Source organism: Chroococcidiopsis cubana SAG 39.79, assembly GCF_003991895.1.
In the GTDB taxonomy this organism is placed as follows: Bacteria; Cyanobacteriota; Cyanobacteriia; order Cyanobacteriales; family Chroococcidiopsidaceae; genus Chroococcidiopsis; species Chroococcidiopsis thermalis.
This window is the reverse complement of sequence record NZ_RSCK01000108.1, coordinates 1-18,468: the sequence shown is the minus strand read 5'-3', so window position 1 is coordinate 18,468 and position 18,468 is coordinate 1. Positions and strand designations below refer to the sequence as shown.

The following is an 18,468-nucleotide window of genomic DNA, read 5'->3' as shown; positions in this document are numbered from 1 at the left end:
CCCCAAATGGAGGATGGGTAATCTTGAGGGAGCGCAATGACTTCTGGTACAGTAACATCCCAAACGATCTGATTAATACGGCAAGAAATTAAGCACATCGCGATCGCAGCCAATCTAGGTTGGATTATCTCAAGTGGACAAAATACTTTCTCACATAGTCACATTCCAGATGACATGAGCGACAAACTTCTGGAGTTTCGTGGGGCAGGTGAAGAAATCAAGCAAATCGCTTTTGCCCCAAATGGAGGATGGGTAATCTTGAGGGAGCGCAATGACTTCTGGTACAGTAACATCCCAAACGATCTGATTAATACGTTGTGGAAATATCATCGTTCGGGCAGAGAGATTCGACAAATTAGTTTTGCAGAAAATTCAGGTTGGGTAGTTTTAGGGAGTCTGTAGCTTCTCTAAAGTCAGGATAATTTTTGACTTTTTTGTAAGGCTTGTAAATTTTGTGAAAATCAGGTGAGTTCTCAATTACAGAGTTAATCTTAGCTCTTTGAGCCTTTGAGATTTTTGTCAAGTTTAGAAAATTTATCATGACCCAAATTCTATTATTTATGTGACCGCTTTAATGAAGCGATTTAGCCTACTAGCGGTTCACTACCGCAATTGGAAGCGAAATTACAACTCTCAAATATTGCTGGATTATAGCTAAACCAAAGCTGAGAAGGCTGGCTTGCCCTTTTGGGAGGAAGGCAGATGAGCTGCCCAATGGCGATTCAACCTATAATTATTTGAGTCAACGATTAATTCTTTCGGCAAAGTTATAGATTGCCCCCTCCTCTACCCCCACGCAAGTCTCCCTTCTCCCAGCGACGCGATCGCGAATTTCTCTACCTGAGTGAAGTGGACGCGCTGATTGATGCATTGGAATATACCCGCTCCCCCATTAGAAACTAGGCACTCGCCATCCTGCTATTCTGCCAAGCCCTACAGCCAGCAGAGTTATGTTGGCTGCGCTGGTGCGACATTAACTTTGCCGAAAAGATTTTGCGTGTAGATCGCATCCGTTCCAAGCCTGATTACCTACAACCCCAAACTCAAGCCCCTACTAACATACAACTTCTATTTCTATGTGAGACAAAAATTGGCATTCTCCAGCAGCTTGAGGAGCAGCGCACTACAGATTGGTTATTTGCCTCGGAACGCAAGCAGCGGCTCAGCGAGCGATCGCTACACCACATCATTCAACAAGCCGGAGCGATCGCCAATCTACCTTTCCCGCTTCATCTGCGCCATCGACAGAACTACGATCGCAGCTTTTAAAGCAGCACTGGAAAAAATCAAAGCTTTTGCAGGGATCGCAGTTTATCAGAATATTATCGATTACCTGCTCGGTGCTTTCCTGTTGTTCCCCCGCCTCCAGGGTATCCCCCAGGACTACTGGCTAGCTCCCAAGAAATAGCGGCGATCGCGTACTTACCGTTGGCAACAATTTTTGTAACACAACCAAGTAGATTATAGACTGTTGTTAGCAATCAATTCGCCGATCTCTTTCCCGCCTCGGAGGTTTCCATTATGGTCGCTCCTGCACCTGACACGTCTGACGCTACCATCTGGTCTAGTTTGTCGCTTGCCGAGTGGCAGGACACCTATGAAACACTGCACCTATGGACTCAGATTATTGGGAAAATTCGCCTGACTTTGGCTCCTAAAATCAATCACTGGTGGCATTCCACGCTGTACGTGACTCCACGCGGATTGACAACTTCCGCCATCCCCTACAAAACGGGCAGCTTTCAAATCGACTTTGATTTTCTCGACCATCAGCTACGCATCGAGACTAGCGACGGCACGACCAAGAACATTGCACTAGCTCCCCGCTCCGTGGCTGATTTTTATCAAGCGGTGATGAGTACCTTGAGAGCGATTGGCATCCAGGTGCAGATTTGGACGATGCCGCAGGAAGTTGACAAGCCGATTCCGTTTGAGCAAGACCAGATTCATGCTGCCTACGACCCAGAATATGCTCGACGGTGTTGGCGAATTTTGATGCAGGCGAACCGAGTGATGAGCCAATTTCGCTCTCGCTATGTTGGCAAGTGTAGCCCAGTACATTTTTTCTGGGGCAGTTTTGACCTGGCTGTAACTCGCTTCTCAGGTCGTCGTGCGCCAGAACATCCTGGTGGTGTCCCCAATATGGCAGACTGGGTGACGCGAGAAGCATACTCCCACGAGGTGAGCAGTTGTGGTTTTTGGTTTGGAGGCGGTTCGACCGAAGCGCTGTTTTATGCTTACGCCTATCCAGAACCAGAAGGCTTCAAAGATTACCTAGTGCAGCCGCACTCAGCGTTCTATAGCTCCCAAATGAAAGAGTTCATCCTGCCCTACGAAGCCGTGCGACAAGCTGACGATCCAGATACCATGCTACTTAGTTTCCTCCAAAGCACCTACGAGGCGGCTGCTAATTTAGGCAATTGGGATCGAGCAGCACTGGAATATACTCCAGTCATCCTCAATAATGCCAACTAAATTAAGATGAATTTGAGAATTTTGGCAGCACATAGAGCTGGAGTATCTAAACAAAGCCCGAAAAGATTACAAGATTAGATCGCCTCTCGCACAAGGGATTAAGTTTTCTGGCGCTGTGATTTAAATCTTCCTTCAATGAAACCCCGTTTGTGGGTATGCTTGGTCTTGCGTCCAGTCACGCGCTCCCGCCACATTCTGAAACTGGACGACTTCATCTGACGACGCATCAGGGCGATGACATCCTTTTCTAACAAACCAAACTGAAGTTCAATCGCTTCAAATGGGGTGCGATCCTCCCATGCCATTTCAATAATCCGGTCAATAGTTTCAGGTGCTAAATCTGGCGACTTCTTCATAACGCGCTTTCATCTCTCCCTATCACAATTTTAAGTTATGTAAAGACCAGACGACAATTAACAGTCCACTATCTGCTGCTATCTTGGTATTTTGCCGAAAAGATTTATCGTTGTTTGCTCGTGTCTGATGTAGATCCGATCGCGCTCTTCCAGTTAGTGAGACAATAATTACTTTAGATACCACCAGGAAAAAGTAGCGATCGCCCCAATAGCTAGAAATTCTTTAGTGCTTCAAAATCCAGTTTCTCTTGTCTACATCGGTACTCCTGATACTGCTTATCCTTAACCTTCCAATATTTATCTACTGTAGTTTTAGCAATCGCCGCCCCTTCATACTCATCGCCTCCTTGGGCAATTAGCCGCTCCCTCACCCGTTTACGCAAATCCGAAACAATTTTGCCGTTAACTTTCCGAGTTTGCGACCAATTCAATATAGGTGCAGGATAGTGACTTTCACCCTGGTAAACGAGTGAGAGAATTTCGGGCAAGCTGTAACCCTGTAACTCTGGAATCCAATGGTAGATAAACCTTAAATCTGAGTCCTTATCTTCTATATTCTTATTCGGGTTATAGATGCGGAAGGTATCGGACAGCGGGTTAGTCACCCCAGCTTGCATCTGCCACTGCCAGTTATCGATCGCCAAGTCACCATCGACCAGATAATTCATGTAGTGCCGCGCCCCGTGATGCCAGGAAACACCACAGTTGATGGTTAGGAAGGTGGCACACATCGCCCTCATCCTGAAATTCATCCATCCCATTGTCTTGAGCTGTCGCATGGAAGCATCTACTAAGGGAAATCCAGTTTCTCCCTCCTGCCACGCCCCGTACAATTCCTGCTTTTGGGGTGTTAGCTCGTCCGGTAAATACCACTCGTCAAATTCTGGGTAGCGGTTGGTGTGGGCTATTTCTGGATGGTGGTAGAGTCTCTGAGTAAAACTATCGCGCCATCGTAGGCGATAACTTCGTTAAGCTTCGCTAACGCGGAATGCTTTGAGGGAAAACTCGGCTTTGGGCTGATTCGCTAACTCTGCTGCCCTAGCTTTGGTGCTTTGATAAATTTGTCGAGTTGATATAGTGCCGAAAGCTATATGGGGCGACAGGTGAGAAGTCGCACCCTTCTGTGCCAGCCAAGGGCGAGACAGTTTCCAGTGGTAGCCGTGGAATCGAGAGCGAAGAAATGAGTCTAGAGTGGCGATCGCGCTGCTTTCTCCACCATTGAAATAGCCACTATCCGCAGTCCAAAACTGACTGTACTTCTGCTTCAATTCCTCAAATGTTAGTTGTGGCAGGTTGAGAGATAGCTGCGGGGTATTAATTTGAGTCGGAGCTTGATGTAGCGGTTGTCTTTGGTAAGTGTAGTATTCTTCATACCAAGAGTCGGTGCGGTCTTCGGTTTGCAGGAAGCTGCTCAAACCCAGATGACACTCAAGATTTAGTTGACGATAGAAGTCAAGGACAGTGCGTTAGCGAAGCTTAACGAAGTTATCGCGTTTAATCCCATACTCCACCTGCACGTCACGGTTGAAGAATAGTTTGGGACGATGACCTTGTTGCAGTAGCTCTCTAGTGAGACTTTGGAGGAGATCTACAGTCTTCCCCTCAAATAAATACAGCTGACTGCTCCGCTGTTTGAGATTTGAGTTTAAGTTTTCTAACGACTCAAATAAAAACCTGACCCTTGCCTTACCCACATCCGGCTGTTGGTAAAACCAGGGATCGATGATAAAACAAGGTAAAACTTGAGCGCTGTTGGCTGCTACTAGGGTAACGATTTCGTTGTCACTAAGTCGCAGGTCGCGGCGAAACCAAAGTATGTGCATGACGATTTAGTACATTTATACTGATTTTATTCTCCCAAAAGGGAGCGATCTTCGTCTGGATGAGTGTAGATTCGCGCTTTTCCCGTAACAGATACTCAGTGCAGCACGGTTAGTTATTTGCTTCCTGACTCAAATTACGTCGCTGCCAAGGTCTGATGACCCAACTAACCCCCGCTGCCCAAGCAATTGAAGCCGTCCAGCCTGCCAAAATGTCGCGCTTGATAATGCACGCCCAAGTATAACCGCGTCCAACCGATAACTAAGACAAAAGCGGATGAGAGCCTACGAGCAAGATCCATCTGGTTTAGCTGCATTTGTTGGCAGCTTAGTTTATGGCATGGCAGATAGTTCCCGTGCGGCACAAATTCAAGCAGGGATGGAATATTACAAAGCTCGGCGCAAGGAGCAGCAAGAGATAAAAGCGGAAATTGAGGCGTTGGAATAGAAATTGGCTCAATTTAGTTAAATTCTGATGAGGATTGCGGCTAAAGAAACTTGTAACATACTAGGTTGGATGCCCTCATTGGCAATGAGATTGAGTTTGTCAGCATCCTGCACTAGTTGAATCACAAAATCGATATCGTTTAATTTGGCTTTCTCTCCATCCGTGTAATCCCGCAACAGCTTTTGTACTTGTTTCATCTCCTTCCAGGCATTCAATTTCTGAAAAGTTTTCCTCACCGTAGTTCGATCTATACCAGCAGGGAAGCAATCGAGTTGACTGACGCGGCGGTTAATTCTGCTAATGCGATCGCTGGTAATATTAATGTTCTCTAGCGATTCTGGCTGTTCGATCTGGGCAAGGCGCTGTTGTTTGAGGGCAACCAATTGTTGATAGATTTCTTGAGCATGAGAGATAAAATCTGTGGCTGGTAGCACGTCCGCTATGGGAGGAGTTTTGAAGGCAGTGGCGATCGCCATCCCGTAACCATCCTTTTCTCCGGTTCGATCGTTCCAGAAAAGAGTCTGCTTGCGGTCTGGAATTGGTTCGCCATTGGGTCCAAAATATTCAATTGTCAGGGCTACTAATCCGGTAGGTTCTTCTTTCTCACCAGCACGACACCCCAAAGCAATCGGATTGGCTTGATAATCTTCGCCTAAGTGCTGAACTAGCCTGCCTAACTCCTCACTGTGGAGAATTTCATTGTGGGTGTAAAGGTCGCGGCTGGTTTCTTGTTTTTGATAGGTATCCTCTTGTAAGTTCCCCTGCTCCATCCGCCTCGCTTTGACTAGGCTGTTGAGAAAGTCAATGTAGCCAGGTAATACCTCATCATCGAATTGTGTATCGCCGTAAATTGAAGCCCCCAAAGCCTCAATACTAGAAATGGTGGGGATTTGTCGCTCGTCTAGAGCAAGTTCGCCGACGAGTTTCTTGTGTAAGTTACTCAAGCGACTGGCTTGACGTAGCAGTTGATTTTCACTGTTGGCGTAATAGATATAGATGTTTTCAACTCGACGTTGTTTGGGGCGATCGATCCGACCGATTCGCTGTTCTAGAATCATCGGGTTCCAGGGCAAATCTATATTAATTAGATAATCGGCATCTTGGAGATTCTGCCCGACAGATAGGGTTTCCGAGCCAATCAGAACTGCAAGTTCTGACTCTGGCTTTGGTCTTGCTGCTGGGTCTTTACAGGTAGCGGCTGGGGCAAATAGCCTAAAGATCTCCTGTCGCTTCATGCCTGTCAGTTGGCGCGTTCCTCGCGAAGCATTATTAGGACTGAAAACAAGTGGGTTAGTAGAATGGCTGGGATAGTAACGCTTGGTAGAACCAATTGCCATCCCAATTCCTCGATCCGCGATCGCCTCATCTCTAGTCATGTAACGGTAGTAGTCGATGACTGTATCCGAGAAGGTGGAAATCAACAGCACCTTATGACCTTGACTCACCAATTCTCGCACTTTCCCGGTCACTTGCTCTCGCTTGTGGTCGATCGCGATTTCACCTGCTAGAAGCTGCTGGATCTGCTCCAATTGCTCTAAGTCGCTGTCACAATCAGCTAGTATCCGGTCGTAAATGGATTGAGCTTTACTCAAGTCGTTGCCCAGTGCATCAGTTGCGATGTCAATCGAACGCCGCAGTTGTTGCCGCTTGTGTTGCTGTTGAGCCTGGGTTTCTTCGTCCTCATCCTCTTCGTCTTCTTCGTAGTCTTCATCCCAGACGAAACTGTCGTCGTAGTCCGAGAAGTCCTGTTGTTTTTCTTTTTTCTCAGACTCGAACCCGTAGTGCAACAGCAGAAATTTTTTCAAACCATCAGCATCGGGGGAGACATTTTCTAACCGTTGCTGAAGTTGCCGAATGCGATCGCTAAAGTTTTGGATCGTGCGGTTGAGGGCATACATACTCGATTCTGCTCGTTGCAGGAAAAAGCGGCGCTGGTTTTGAAGGAGACTGCGCTGTTCGACATTGCCGCGCAAATAACGGATCGGGTCGGCAAAGGGGATAAACAGGCTAGTTTCAAAGGAAGTAAATATCCGATCGAGTGCAAGTTCGGTACTGGCTTCAAATTCTACGGGCAACCATTCTGCTACCCGCTTGGCATACATATTTAAGTCTGGTGTAGCATCGCGTAGCATCTGCCGCGTGCGCTGGAGAAACAATTCGCGGTAGGTGCGGCGGAATAGTTCTGTGTTGTCGGTGAAATTCTCTACGCCAATTTCTCGATTTTGAAACCATTGGCTCAGTTCTGGGGGAAATCCTAGATCGTTGAATCCTTCAGGACGGCTGAGAAAAGGGGAAAGGATGTTATAGATGTCTGCGCGGCGGTTGTTCCAAGGTGTAGCAGTCAGGAGGAGGAAATGGCGTTGTCTTCCCGTTGCGCGATCGCTCTCCTGAATCGCCGCACAAGTTTTATGAATCCGGTTGTTGTAGTTGCGAATGCCTTCGTGAGCCTCATCGATAATTACTAAATCGGAACCGCCGTAACGGTTGAAGTCAGTGAGAAAGTTATTTCCCTTACGGCTCATTAAGTTTTTGTTGTAAAGCTCGTATTCATTGGGTTTGAAGCCCAATTCAGCCATCTCTCGCTCCCAGTTGGGATGGAGTTTCTTAGCAGCGACGATCGCGATTTTAGCACTTACGTTTTGTTGACGATACAACCTGGCAACAGCAGCTGCTAAACGAGTCTTGCCCAAACCGACAGCATCGGCACAGACGGCAACGCCAAAGTCTTGCATTACCCGCAAGCAGTGCTGCGCCCCAGATTTTTGATGCTCGAATAGGACATCTTGACCGAGTAGTTCGTCGAGTAGATCGCTGCGTTCGACGCGGAATTGGTGCGGGCGTTGCTGGGCAAGCCAATAGAGAAAATCTTGGGGAGTGCCGTGCTTTCTGGTGAGGATCGTTTCTACGGCTTGCTTGAATCCGAGAATTTCGCCAAATTCTGGAATTTCTAACGATCGCTCGACGGCTGCGGGTTGCCTGGGTGAGGTGCGATAAACGCCCGTGCTGGTTTTAGCCTGAAAATCTGTGAGGGGAATCGGTGGGTGTTGGGGATCTACTTCAACTCGACCGACGATTCGTTCTTTTTCTTTAGTGTCAATGGTGACTTTGACGAGTTCGTTATCTGCTACAGTAATCTCGTCAACTAAATCCAGGTTGCGACCAGTAATTTCAACTGGGGTCGTTTCACCTGGGATAAATTCGTCGGGGGCGATCGCCTCGATGACTGGTCGATCGGCTTGAGCGCGGCGATCGCGTTCGGCTAGTACCTGTTGTAAAAATTCTTGCGACAGGTCGAAGGTGGTGTCTTGGCGCTGCCACTCGGCATCAAATTGACGGATGCTATCGGCGATCGCTTCTGCATCCATTTCTTCCCAGGAATAGAGAAATAACAAGCTTTCGGCATTTCTGCCATGAGCCGCTCGCGTAAAGTTGTCGGAACCTTCGTGTAGGATGTGATTGTCGAGCGAATCGCTGAATATACCCGTTTTCTTGTGGTAAATCGCCCGTCCCGATTCCATTTTTACCAGTTTGATTTGCAAAAATCCCAGCCGGACTAATTCTGCTAGAATTTCTGTCCCCGTAAAAGCGCGATCGGCTAATCCCTGTAAAAATTCTTTCAGGGTACGGCGGAAGTATTGAGCGCGGTAGTCGGGATCTTGCAGTTTCTCCAGTTCTTCTATGTCTGCTTGTTTGGTGAAGCCGTGCCAGTCTAGTAGCAGGCGAATCTCGCCTTCGTTTTGAATAATTTTTTGTAGGGGTTCTTCATACAGCTTGAGTACCCCACTGTCAAAATATGCTGTCGATCGCCGATAGATGTGGCTGCGCTCTAAAACGTTACCGATAAAGGTATTGTATTTCTCTAGTTCGTCTGGCAGGTTGAATCTGCGGCGGCGATCGCTTTGGACTTCAATGAAACTGCCTGCAAGTAAAGTCTTTTCCTCTGTGGTGCTTTCTAATTCTAGGAAGGGGGCGATCTCAGTGAGAGGACTGGTTCGCAGCAGCGTGGTGCTGGGGATGCTGCCAGTGAAGCGGGGGGCGTAGGTGAAAACTTTGGCGCGTTTGGGATCGATCCGCAGCAGTTTATGCGTGGCGTGTTTGCCACCGATACCCAAAAAGGTGACGATATTCCTCAGTAAGGTGTCAGCGTCGCGGTGCTTGAAAACTAGCCAATGTTGGTTGTCAATGCCCTTGATGGGATTACCTTGGGGTAGGTAGTAAGGGCGTTGTTTGCGAATGAGATCTTGGATAACGTTTTCAAGCATGAGAGGGACGCGAGGGGATTTAAAGCCAGGATTCAACTGACAATGTTCTTACTTGTTGAATGCGCGGGAAGTCACTATCGATTGATACAACGGTAAGACTGTGTTGCAACGCTATAGCAGTAATCCAGAGATCGTTTTCATCAAATCCTAAATCGGTAATTTTTGTCTTCCGGCGCTTGCTTTTTTCTTTGGGAGCAAACTGGTTAAATAGTGCTGCTTTTAGTTGTCCGTAAATAGTGGCGGTATTATCTATAACTAAATAGATACGTATATCTTCGAGAAATTCTGCCAACCGAGCGCGATTAGTTTCCTTTTGAGTTGATTTTTCCACCATGTATGTGAGTTCTCCCTGCACGATGACGCAGGTAGCAATATTCAACTCTCCCACTTGGGCGACTCGGCGAATAACGTTTGGTTCGCCTGAAATGATAGCGCTACAGTGGTTCGTATCGAGCAGGTACATTATTCAAAGGGATTAAGGTCATACTCAAACTTGGCTTTGCCACGTGTGGCGTAAACTTGCTGAAGGCACTCTTCAAAGTCGTCGCCAGCCCACGTCCCAGCGTGTCTGAGGATAGAACGCCCAGAAGCAGGGCGATAGGGTTGTTGAGAATTTTTGGTTGAATCTGTTTCCAATTTGGTTGGTACAGTAGATGCGGCTTCTGACTTCTCTAGATTTTGTTTTGTTTTCAAAAAGCGCAAAAAGTCTAGCGTTTCAGCCAAAAGAGTATCTGGAGTAGATTCTATTTCTTGAAGTAGTTGTTTTTTAATAGTCATGGGTTAATCCTTACGTTTCTTTACTGTTATCTAAAACTTATCCATAATAATATGTAGATTTCTGAGTCAGCGTGATGGCAAACCTAGATAAAGTTTTGGATGAGGCAATGGATTTGCCACTAGAACAGCAGGAAATGCTGGTACAAATCCTACAACGTCGGATGATAGAGCGACGCAGAGATGAAATTGCTGCTGATGCCGCAGCTTCTTTAGCCCAATTCAGAGCAGGTAAGCTAAAAGCGCAAACCGCTTCTGAAGCGATCGCCGAACTACGAGAATTTCTTAACTCATGAATAATGAGTAAAATAGTCATCTCCAGTAAATTCAAGAGAGCGTTCCGCAAATTTACTCGCCGTAATACGCAGTTGCAAGTACGGATTGAGGAAACAATTACTGCGTTGTCTGATGACATATTCAATCCATCTTTGGGTACTCATAAGCTAGAAGGAAAATTATCGGGTTTACTATCTTGTTCTTGTGGGTATGACTGTCGTATTGTCTTTGCGATTGAAACGGAGGAAGAAAGCGGTGAAATACTTGTAATTTTGTTGGACGTTGGTACTCATGATGAAGTTTATTGAATGGGAAAGCCAGGAATGGCTGCGTCAATTTTTGCCATTAGCTCTATTGTCTCTTGCAGGGCAACGACGATCCGCATATAGTGTAGGATGTCTTCATCGCTAAGGGTGCGCCCTTTACGATCTTTGAGCCATTTTTGACAGACTTGGTAGCCGCCAACGTAGAAGTTCCAGACGTTTTCAGGTACTCCACTAAATCTGTCTCCCTTTTTGTTGATGATTACGTCACCCTGCTGGTATTTAAGTCCAGCATCAACAACTCGATCGCCACCGCGATCTTCATACTGGGTAATTGTATTATCTAATTTAGGTGATTTCATCAAATGCAGTGCTACCAGTTCTTCACCGTATGCAGCTAGCTGGCGGAAGAGGCGATCGTTGCTGGTAAGGGGAACGCGGGGGAAGTCGATTTTGAGGAATTCAGCGTAGCGGGTGCGGTAGGTGGCAGAGTGGAAGATGGCGTAGATGTAGTAGAAGATAGCTTCTGGGGTGGGAGTATAGCCGAGTTTTGAGGTGATGTCTTTGAGAAAATTTTGAGAAAGGTTTGGGCGACGTTGTTCTTGTAAAATTAATTGTTGATGATTATTAATGTCTGGACACAGATATAGAGGAAATAGATAAGATCTTTCCTTAGTTGCTGAGGAAACTGTGCAGTCATTTATAATACTGTTTGAAACAATAACGTGCTTAAATTCATTATTTACTTGACGATTCGTAATAAGCCCTAAATTATTTCCGTTTAGCATATGCTGCATAGTTAGAAATGCCATACTCCAAGTTAATGAGGAGTGATAAAAGATAAATCGCGTATCGAACGGTCGGTATAAAATTTTCTTGATAAAATTATTTAATTCTAATTCTTTTCTAAGAGCTTGACGTGCTTTTGCAACATTCCATCCTTTCTTCAAGGGAATGTGGAGTTGTTCACACACTTTTTCATCTGATACATTTGTATTCCTGAAGATTGTTGCTCTATTCAAAACAGGATCTCGTTCAAAATCTACAACAATACTATCTCTTGCAGTTATAATTCCTAAACTATTCTGACTCATAACTTCTGTTAGCTTCCAGCCATTGTTATATTCTGAAAATAAATCATTATTTTGTGGTACAAATAAGTAATATGGTGATTGCGATAATATTGACTGCCATTCAGTCGTATTTAAACTGTTCTTCAAAAGCCAAGCGTATTTTTGACTACACAATCCTTGTAATATAGAGTGACGAATAATCACGTTTTTATGAACCGGATCTTTGTTAAAGATATTAATAGAGACTCCTTGACTAATATCAAAAACATTTTCATTTTTGGTAGCAGATAAAAGAATGTCTTTTTTCTTACTACTACCATGCATATCAAGAACATGAATTTTATTAAATGTTTTGATTAAACTTTGACGCATACCTCGAAATGTTAAATTATTTAAATAGCTGTGGTTACAAACGAAAGCAAGTATTCCACAGCCAGTTTTTTCAATTCTTAGCTGTGCAAATCGAATGAACTTCACGTAGTCATCTTGAATATTTTTTTCAAATTGAAGAGCGCCTTTTTCTTTTATGGGTAATCCATCAACAAACCTGTAGGCATTGACTAAAGCACGGGCATTTTCACTAAGATTCTGAGATTGAATAGAATATGGTGGATTACCAACTATCACCATAACTGGTTGATTTTGTTTTACTTCTAGTGCAGCTTCTCCTTCTTCTGCAATAAATTCTTGAAAAGGAATTTCTGGTTTATCTGGTGCAGCTTGTTCTAAAGCATTAGTCAGATAGACCGCCAATCGTTTACCGCTATCAAACCGATAGCCTGTTTCCTCCAGAAATAAACTGAGTTTGAGATGCGCGATCGCATAAGGAGCCATCAATAACTCAAACCCGAATATTCTTGGTAATAACCGTTCTTTTACATAACCAGACCAAGACTTATCCGCTAATCCTTCCGTAAGTGCTTCTGGCAACTCTTGAAAACGCTGATAAATCAGTTGACAAATCCACAATAAAAATGTCCCAGTTCCGCAAGCAGGATCGAGTATTATCACCTCTGGATCGGCTAGTCCCAAAGGCTTATTAAACTTCTCTTTCAATAAAATATCTACCGATCGCACCATGTAAGAAACTACAGGTTCCGGCGTATAATAAACTCCTCGCCGTTCCCGCATCTGTGGCTTATAGGCTTTTAGGAAATCTTCATAGAAGCGGATAATAATATCTTCTTGCCCGATCTTTTGCTCAAAATCTGATAGTACAGCATCCATTTCTGCTGCTCTTAACACTGACAATAATTCTGAGACAGCACTAACTAGATCCTCTCCCAAATCTTCGGGTGGTTGTTTTGAGATATCTTCAAATAGTTTACGGAGGAAAGGATTAGTTTCTGGTAGAAATTCCCAAGCATTATCGCGGTAAAAGTCTGGTTCCAGATCGTTCGGATTCTTTTTCTCTCGCTTGAATTTGAGAAAACCAAACACCCTTGCTGTAAACAACCCGTAGGCAACAGTCTGAGCGTAGATATCTGCAAAGCTGTAATCTTTCTCGTTATCTGCTTGAAGTTTGAGCGTTGGTAGTAATTCCTTTCTAAAGCTCTCGAATAGCTTATGCAAGTATCCCCCTGCTGTTTCGGTTTCATAAACCGAGGGAATCGCTTGTTCGATCCGTCTGGCGACTTCTGCCATCAACTGCGCCAGCTTCTCAGCCGTCTTCACGCCTGGGTAGAACACCCAATCAACTTGCGGAATCAAAGCTGTAAGGCGATCGGCTATGCGTACCGTTCCCTGTTGCAATCGGCTCAATCGTCCTGGTAACTCGCGATCGCTCCACTCAAAAGTTTGAATCTGCCGTTGTCGCAACCCTCCCTCAGTTGGTAAGATTAATGCCACGCGCCCTTGCAGATTTGCTTCGGGTAAGAGCAGATACATTACGGGTTGCTCTGTTGTCACCCGCCCAACATAATGCCCGTAAATATTGTTTTGTTGCTCTGGTGCGATCAAAAACTGCCTGATGTCGCGATCGCTCCCATCATTTAATTCTGCATAAAAACCAACCGCGATCGGACAAGTATCAGCTGCATCCTCTTTACTCTCACCAGGACGCAAATACCAAAACCGAGAACCTTCGCGATCGAGTTCTTTAACTGGGTATCCTAAAATTTTCCGCAATTCCTCAACGCGATCCTCTTGCGTCCCAGTCATAACCGCACGCAAATGCTCCTTGGTGAGAGCCATAAGCCACCAATCCCTGATTACTTTTAAGTGATAAAAATTGAGCCGTTTATAGACGTGGAACAGGCTCTCGTCCAATCTGTCTGGAAGACTAACTAGCTAAATATTTAGCCAGCAACTCCTGACCGCGATCGCCCATCTGTTGCAGCATTCCCTCAATCTTCTGCACAGCCAGAGGTGAAGGAATACCACGCCCCCTTTCCCACCTGCTGACAGAGGAGTATGTCACGCCCAACCGAGCAGCAAACTGTTCTTGGGTTAAACCCGTCAAAGCCCTTAGTTCTCGAACGAACTGGCTAATTTGTAATTGGTTGAGCAGCTTTTGGACAGACATCTGACCTTTGAACCTGGAGCGCGTTACTTGACATAGCATTTAATCTGCTACGTGCAACATCCTATTTGCTTCCACTAAAGAATGTCATTGAAAATTTCACTGAAGTCAAAAAATCAGTAGTCTACTGAGACTTTATAGAAACTTTAATTTGGAGATACTGCGATCGCACTTGATGTTGGTTAACAAATTATTTACCGTCTTAACAGATTGATGTCATCGAAAGAGAAAACCTTGCAGCACAAGCGGTTTCATACCAATTCTATTTATCCTTGCACTAAATCGGTCGCTCATAGCCCCCCTTGTTAAGGGGGGTTGGGGGGCTCTTCCGTGGCACAGTCAGCTCAAAATGGTATCAGTTGTTGAAGCGATTGCTCAACCGCGCCTTGTGAAGTATGCTCAAAAAACTACAACTCCCAGAGCCGACTTGTTTTCAGCAGTTGACGATCGGATAACATTAATTTGTTAAAGCGACAAACAACCCTGTTAATCGACACCAGCTCTAGATATCTCGATCTGTACCCATTTTTGGGTTGCTTATTGAGAATGAACTCGTAAACAAAGTTAGGCTGATAAACTACAAAACCCTTTAATAGAAAGGGTTACAGGCGATGGAGAATAGGAGACTCGAACCCCTGACCTCTGCGGTGCGATCGCAGATGATAGAAGTCTGTAATTCATGCGGCGTAAAGCTTACAGCTATTCTCAACTATTAATATCTCAAATCTATCTCAATTTCAAGATTCCCTGACATTACTAGAATTAGTTTCCTAAACTGATTCAATTTTTCTGCTAATTCTGTTTGGGCGATCGCATTTTATCGCCTGTTGTAGACCTACCCATGAGGGCATTTTTCCAAACGTTCTGCAATCCAGACTTTAACGATTGATTGACGAGTCACACCCAAACGCTGTGCTTCCCGATCTAGTGCTTCAATCATCCAGACCGGAAAATCCACGTTCACCCTTTTTTGCTCGTATCTAGGGCGACGTGCTGCCGCTAGATCGAGAAATTCACTCATGTCTTCACCTTTGTCAAACTTCTGGTCAAACTCACTTGCTTTCATACATTGCCACCTCTTCTTGACGCGCCCGCCGCACTGAAATGATGCGGATTTTTTCATTTCTATAGGCGATCGCAGCCGACCAATGCTTGTCCCCAATTCTTCCAACAACCAAATATCGAGGCTCATCCTCTGTCCGTGCCGGAATTTTTAGCCTTTGAGGGTCTTCCCATAATTCTTGTGCCTCGACAAAATCGATTCCATGTTTTTCGCGATTGGATTGACTCTTAATCTCGTCAAACTCAAATTTCATTTTTATATACTTATTATACCATTCCTATATCTAATACCGACTAATTTGTCGCTGATTCAGATTCTTCTCGCAATGCTGATAGAGAGAAACGATGGTTTTTTATAGAATCGCCTTCAGCTAACCGTGACCGACAGGAAGATTTGAGATCCCTTGAGAAAATAGCGATCGTCACTCACTGTTGCTGCTCTCTTAAAAGCCGAGCGGAACGGTTCTAAAAGCAATCGCTCACCCATTGCAAATAGTGGTAGCAGATCGAATCAAACATTAGTTACACTACATGATATCATTATAAAATTGCACAACATGGTGCACAAGTACAACTATGGAACGAGAAGCTGTAACCATTCGCATTCCTGCCGATCTGCTTGAGCAAGCAAGGCAGGTGCGAGAGAGCAGCGAGTCTTTTAACGAGATGGTTGTCGAAGCGATCGCTCGTGAAGTGCGACGGCGGCGATCTCTGGCAGCTCATCAGCGGATCGTGGCTCGTAGTGCTCTTGTAGAAGCCCAAACAGGTATTCAATCGAGTTCTGTGGACTTGATTCGTCAGCTGCGAGCTTCGGAGGGACGGCGTGACTAAGTGTATCGATACCAGCGTTTGGATTCCTTATCTTGTACCTGAGACACTGCAACCTCAAGCCAGAAACTTAATCGTTCCCTTACTGACATCAAACGTGCGTTTGGTTGCTCCAGCATTTGCATGGGCGGAAGTGGGTTCGGTGTTGCGAAAAAAAGTGAGGTTGGGAGCAATGACTTCGGCACAGGCAGAAGGATTTTATGATGACTTCTGCCAAATGCCGATTGACTACCTCGATAGCGATACTATTCGTGCCAAAACATGGGCAATCGCCGAACAGTTTTCCCTCGCAACACTTTATGATGCTGCTTTTTTGGCAGTCGCCGAGCTAGAAGAAGCGGAATTTTGGACAGCAGACCAATCCTTACTCAATACACTGACATTACCTCCAGCCTACGTCAAAAAATTAGAAGCATAAACAGCAGATATTGTTGTGAAGCGATCGCTGGTTCGCTCCCTGATTCTGATAGCGTTTCTCTTACAAATGAGTGAAACCTAGATCGCATGACTGTTTGTATACTGGGCTTTTCACTCATTTGAGAACGGGTGTGAGGCAGCCAAAAACTTCTGCGCCCCATCGGCAGACTTGAAGCGCCGCATTTTCTTTTCCTGCAGCCGTGGCAAGTGATGCTCAACACCACGCAGAATCTCTTTTTTAGCAGCCGCGTAGCTTTTGAGTTTATCCGTTGCGATTACGCGAGGAGCAAAGCCTTGTTTCTTGGGCAGTTTTTTCAGGAACTTCACACGCTGCCTTGTTCAGGGCGAACGCACGCAAATTTATACTAAGTACCTAAGTGGTATTCTGGAATAAATACTTTTCCCAAAAAGGAAATGATTCACTAGAGCAAGCCTGATGAAACTTAAGCCCAAAATTGCTATTGCAGAACACTTTAGCGAGATGGAAGATCCGAGATTGGAACGGAGCATACGGCATAGGCTAATTGATATCATTACTATTGCTATCTGTGCAGTAATTTGTGGTGCAGATACTTGGGTAGAGATAGAAATTTACGGACAAGCTAAACATGGATGGTTGAAGCAGTTTCTAGAATTGCCTAATGGAATTCCAAGTCACGATACTTTTTCTAGAGTTTTTAGTCGTTTAGATCCAGAGCAGTTTCAAAACTGTTTTTTGAATTGGGTGAAGTCTATTAGTAAGATAGTTGAAAAAGAAGTCGTTGCCATAGATGGAAAAACATTGCGGCGTTCCTATGAGAATGGAAATGATAAGAGAGCTATTCATATGGTGAGTGCTTGGGCGACTGAACAAAGATTAGTTTTAGGACAAGTTAAAGTTGATGAGAAATCAAATGAAATTACAGCCATCCCAGAGTTGCTTAAGGTATTGTCGCTACGAGGGTGTATTGTCACAATAGATGCAATGGGTTGTCAGAAGGAGATTGTTAAGTTAATAGCCAGGCAAGAAGCAGACTACGTTATCACCTTAAACAAGAATCAAGGCTCGCTATATAAACGAGTAGAAGCATTATTTTCAGAAGCACTAAGAAGCAAATATCAAGGATTTACTCATAGCACAAATCGAGTGTCTGAGCCGAGTCATGGTCGAGAAGAGACGAGATATTGTGTGATGTTGAGCGAGATTCAGAATCAAATAGATCCAGAAGGAGAATGGCAGAATCTACAAAGTATCGCTCGCGCAGACGTCATGAGAACTGTTAAGGGTAAAACCAAGATTGAGACCCGTTACTTTATTAGTAGTCTACCAAATAATGCCAAATTACTTGCTGATTCAGTGCGCCAGCATTGGGGGATAGAGAACTCGTTGCACTGGGTATTAGATGTAGTTTTTCGTGAGGATGATAGTCGGATTAGAAAAGATAATGCTCCTCAAAACTTTGCTGTATTACGTCACATAGCTAGTAGTCTTTTGCAGCAAGATAAATCAGTAAGAACTGGAATAAAAAATAAACGATTAAAGGCTGGATGGGATAATGAATATTTAGCTAAAGTCTTGTTTGGCTAAACACGTTAGCAAAAAAAATTAACTTAAGTTAAGGCTGCCTCTGCATTATAGATAGTCCAGAGTTTTACATATCAACTTTTCAGATTAAATGAATTTACAGGCATCAACTTGAGTCCGAGCGACTCCTGATTTAGCCTGAAGCAGTACTCAACTCTATTGTTTCCATGTTTTTGAGTTAAAAGCACTTATTCATGTTTCATCATGCACTTATTTAGATGCGTTTGCCCTGCTGCCTTGTTTCTCCTTCCTGGAGTTTAGACTAACCAATGACAAAATGACTCAGCAGTACTGAGTTAACAAGCTACCCAGCTAAAAATATAAAAACT

22 protein-coding genes and 2 pseudogenes are annotated in these 18,468 nt (G+C 44.7%); 9 read left to right on the top strand and 15 right to left on the bottom strand.

Annotated elements, in window-relative coordinates:
* The first annotated feature begins 174 nt into the window (after positions 1-174).
* Entirely contained in the window at positions 175-402 is a 228-nt protein-coding gene (locus DSM107010_RS32170) for a hypothetical protein (protein WP_127024905.1), read from the top strand.
* A 340-nt stretch (positions 403-742) separates the two neighbouring features.
* Here the strand turns inward: DSM107010_RS32170 and DSM107010_RS42580 are convergent, their stop codons facing one another.
* Positions 743-871, bottom strand: a complete 129-nt coding sequence (locus DSM107010_RS42580) for a hypothetical protein (protein ID WP_258183838.1) — start codon at positions 869-871, stop codon at positions 743-745.
* 41 nt (positions 872-912) lie between these two features.
* On the opposite strand from DSM107010_RS42580, the gene DSM107010_RS41690 reads away from it, so the two are divergent.
* The gene (locus DSM107010_RS41690) at positions 913-1,269 is read left to right on the top strand and encodes a tyrosine-type recombinase/integrase (protein WP_308726778.1); all 357 of its coding nucleotides are present in this window, start codon (positions 913-915) and stop codon (positions 1,267-1,269) included.
* Positions 1,270-1,322: 53 nt separating this feature from the next.
* Here DSM107010_RS41690 and DSM107010_RS41685 read toward each other — a convergent pair whose 3' ends face one another.
* Positions 1,323-1,481: a hypothetical protein gene (locus DSM107010_RS41685; RefSeq protein ID WP_241994430.1), complete on the bottom strand. Its 159-nt coding sequence runs from the start codon at positions 1,479-1,481 to the stop codon at positions 1,323-1,325.
* A gap of 40 nt (positions 1,482-1,521) precedes the next feature.
* Here DSM107010_RS41685 and DSM107010_RS32160 point away from each other — a divergent pair, with 40 nt between their 5' ends.
* The gene (locus DSM107010_RS32160; protein WP_015155594.1) at positions 1,522-2,475 is read left to right on the top strand and encodes a DUF5996 family protein; all 954 of its coding nucleotides are present in this window, start codon (positions 1,522-1,524) and stop codon (positions 2,473-2,475) included.
* A 98-nt stretch (positions 2,476-2,573) separates the two neighbouring features.
* Here the strand turns inward: DSM107010_RS32160 and DSM107010_RS32155 are convergent, their stop codons facing one another.
* The 5 genes and pseudogenes from DSM107010_RS32155 to DSM107010_RS40460 form a co-directional block, all read right to left on the bottom strand.
* Positions 2,574-2,831, bottom strand: a complete 258-nt coding sequence (locus DSM107010_RS32155) for a TIGR03643 family protein (protein WP_106166590.1) — start codon at positions 2,829-2,831, stop codon at positions 2,574-2,576.
* Between the two features lie 22 nt (positions 2,832-2,853).
* Positions 2,854-3,015 carry a hypothetical protein gene (locus DSM107010_RS38960; RefSeq protein WP_158631920.1) on the bottom strand — a complete coding sequence of 54 codons (162 nt, stop codon included), beginning with the start codon at positions 3,013-3,015 and terminating at the stop codon, positions 2,854-2,856.
* Between the two features lie 28 nt (positions 3,016-3,043).
* Positions 3,044-3,778, bottom strand: a pseudogene (locus DSM107010_RS40470) (FAD-binding domain-containing protein); the annotation flags it as partial.
* 21 nt (positions 3,779-3,799) lie between these two features.
* Positions 3,800-4,246 carry a cryptochrome/DNA photolyase family protein gene (locus DSM107010_RS40465; RefSeq protein ID WP_199755901.1) on the bottom strand — a complete coding sequence of 149 codons (447 nt, stop codon included), beginning with the start codon at positions 4,244-4,246 and terminating at the stop codon, positions 3,800-3,802.
* Positions 4,247-4,297: 51 nt separating this feature from the next.
* Positions 4,298-4,654, bottom strand: coding sequence for a deoxyribodipyrimidine photo-lyase (locus tag DSM107010_RS40460; protein WP_199755900.1), 357 nt, complete (start codon positions 4,652-4,654; stop codon positions 4,298-4,300).
* A 274-nt stretch (positions 4,655-4,928) separates the two neighbouring features.
* Between DSM107010_RS40460 and DSM107010_RS38955 the strand changes: the two genes are divergently transcribed.
* The gene (locus tag DSM107010_RS38955) at positions 4,929-5,099 is read left to right on the top strand and encodes a hypothetical protein (protein WP_158631919.1); all 171 of its coding nucleotides are present in this window, start codon (positions 4,929-4,931) and stop codon (positions 5,097-5,099) included.
* A gap of 17 nt (positions 5,100-5,116) precedes the next feature.
* Here DSM107010_RS38955 and DSM107010_RS32140 read toward each other — a convergent pair whose 3' ends face one another.
* From DSM107010_RS32140 to DSM107010_RS32130, 3 genes are read right to left on the bottom strand one after another with little or no spacing between them, the layout of a single operon-like run.
* A complete protein-coding gene (locus DSM107010_RS32140) occupies positions 5,117-9,361 on the bottom strand; it encodes a helicase-related protein (RefSeq protein WP_127024902.1) in 4,245 nt (1,414 codons plus the stop codon).
* 19 nt (positions 9,362-9,380) lie between these two features.
* Entirely contained in the window at positions 9,381-9,824 is a 444-nt protein-coding gene (locus tag DSM107010_RS32135) for a type II toxin-antitoxin system VapC family toxin (protein ID WP_106166588.1), read from the bottom strand.
* On the bottom strand, positions 9,824-10,138 hold the full coding sequence (locus DSM107010_RS32130; protein WP_015155590.1) for a hypothetical protein: 315 nt from the start codon (positions 10,136-10,138) through the stop codon (positions 9,824-9,826). The genes DSM107010_RS32135 and DSM107010_RS32130 overlap by 1 nt, the downstream gene beginning before the upstream one ends.
* A gap of 74 nt (positions 10,139-10,212) precedes the next feature.
* On the opposite strand from DSM107010_RS32130, the gene DSM107010_RS32125 reads away from it, so the two are divergent.
* Both DSM107010_RS32125 and DSM107010_RS32120 read left to right on the top strand, forming a co-directional pair.
* Positions 10,213-10,431 carry a hypothetical protein gene (locus DSM107010_RS32125; RefSeq protein ID WP_015155589.1) on the top strand — a complete coding sequence of 73 codons (219 nt, stop codon included), beginning with the start codon at positions 10,213-10,215 and terminating at the stop codon, positions 10,429-10,431.
* Between the two features lie 3 nt (positions 10,432-10,434).
* A complete protein-coding gene (locus DSM107010_RS32120; RefSeq protein ID WP_015155588.1) occupies positions 10,435-10,719 on the top strand; it encodes a type II toxin-antitoxin system RelE/ParE family toxin in 285 nt (94 codons plus the stop codon).
* On the opposite strand, the gene DSM107010_RS32115 is transcribed toward DSM107010_RS32120, so the two are convergent.
* The 4 genes from DSM107010_RS32115 to DSM107010_RS32095 form a co-directional block, all read right to left on the bottom strand.
* A complete protein-coding gene (locus DSM107010_RS32115; RefSeq protein ID WP_106166587.1) occupies positions 10,713-13,940 on the bottom strand; it encodes a type ISP restriction/modification enzyme in 3,228 nt (1,075 codons plus the stop codon). The genes DSM107010_RS32120 and DSM107010_RS32115 overlap by 7 nt on opposite strands.
* A gap of 88 nt (positions 13,941-14,028) precedes the next feature.
* The gene (locus DSM107010_RS32110) at positions 14,029-14,271 is read right to left on the bottom strand and encodes a helix-turn-helix domain-containing protein (RefSeq protein WP_015155586.1); all 243 of its coding nucleotides are present in this window, start codon (positions 14,269-14,271) and stop codon (positions 14,029-14,031) included.
* A gap of 832 nt (positions 14,272-15,103) precedes the next feature.
* Entirely contained in the window at positions 15,104-15,334 is a 231-nt protein-coding gene (gene brnA / locus DSM107010_RS32100) for a type II toxin-antitoxin system BrnA family antitoxin (RefSeq protein WP_106166586.1), read from the bottom strand.
* On the bottom strand, positions 15,321-15,584 hold the full coding sequence (locus DSM107010_RS32095; protein WP_106166585.1) for a BrnT family toxin: 264 nt from the start codon (positions 15,582-15,584) through the stop codon (positions 15,321-15,323). Before DSM107010_RS32095 ends, brnA begins: the two co-directional genes overlap by 14 nt.
* Positions 15,585-15,906: 322 nt before the next feature.
* Between DSM107010_RS32095 and DSM107010_RS32090 the strand changes: the two genes are divergently transcribed.
* Together DSM107010_RS32090 and DSM107010_RS32085 are read left to right on the top strand one after the other, a co-directional pair.
* On the top strand, positions 15,907-16,161 hold the full coding sequence (locus tag DSM107010_RS32090; protein ID WP_127024899.1) for a YlcI/YnfO family protein: 255 nt from the start codon (positions 15,907-15,909) through the stop codon (positions 16,159-16,161).
* Positions 16,154-16,576 carry a type II toxin-antitoxin system VapC family toxin gene (locus DSM107010_RS32085; protein WP_106171519.1) on the top strand — a complete coding sequence of 141 codons (423 nt, stop codon included), beginning with the start codon at positions 16,154-16,156 and terminating at the stop codon, positions 16,574-16,576. Before DSM107010_RS32090 ends, DSM107010_RS32085 begins: the two co-directional genes overlap by 8 nt.
* A gap of 119 nt (positions 16,577-16,695) precedes the next feature.
* Here DSM107010_RS32085 and DSM107010_RS32080 read toward each other — a convergent pair.
* A pseudogene (locus DSM107010_RS32080) lies at positions 16,696-16,899 on the bottom strand (IS6 family transposase); the annotation flags it as partial.
* A 112-nt stretch (positions 16,900-17,011) separates the two neighbouring features.
* Here DSM107010_RS32080 and DSM107010_RS32075 point away from each other — a divergent pair.
* Positions 17,012-18,142, top strand: a complete 1,131-nt coding sequence (locus DSM107010_RS32075; protein WP_106171521.1) for an ISAs1 family transposase — start codon at positions 17,012-17,014, stop codon at positions 18,140-18,142.
* Positions 18,143-18,468 lie beyond the last annotated feature (326 nt).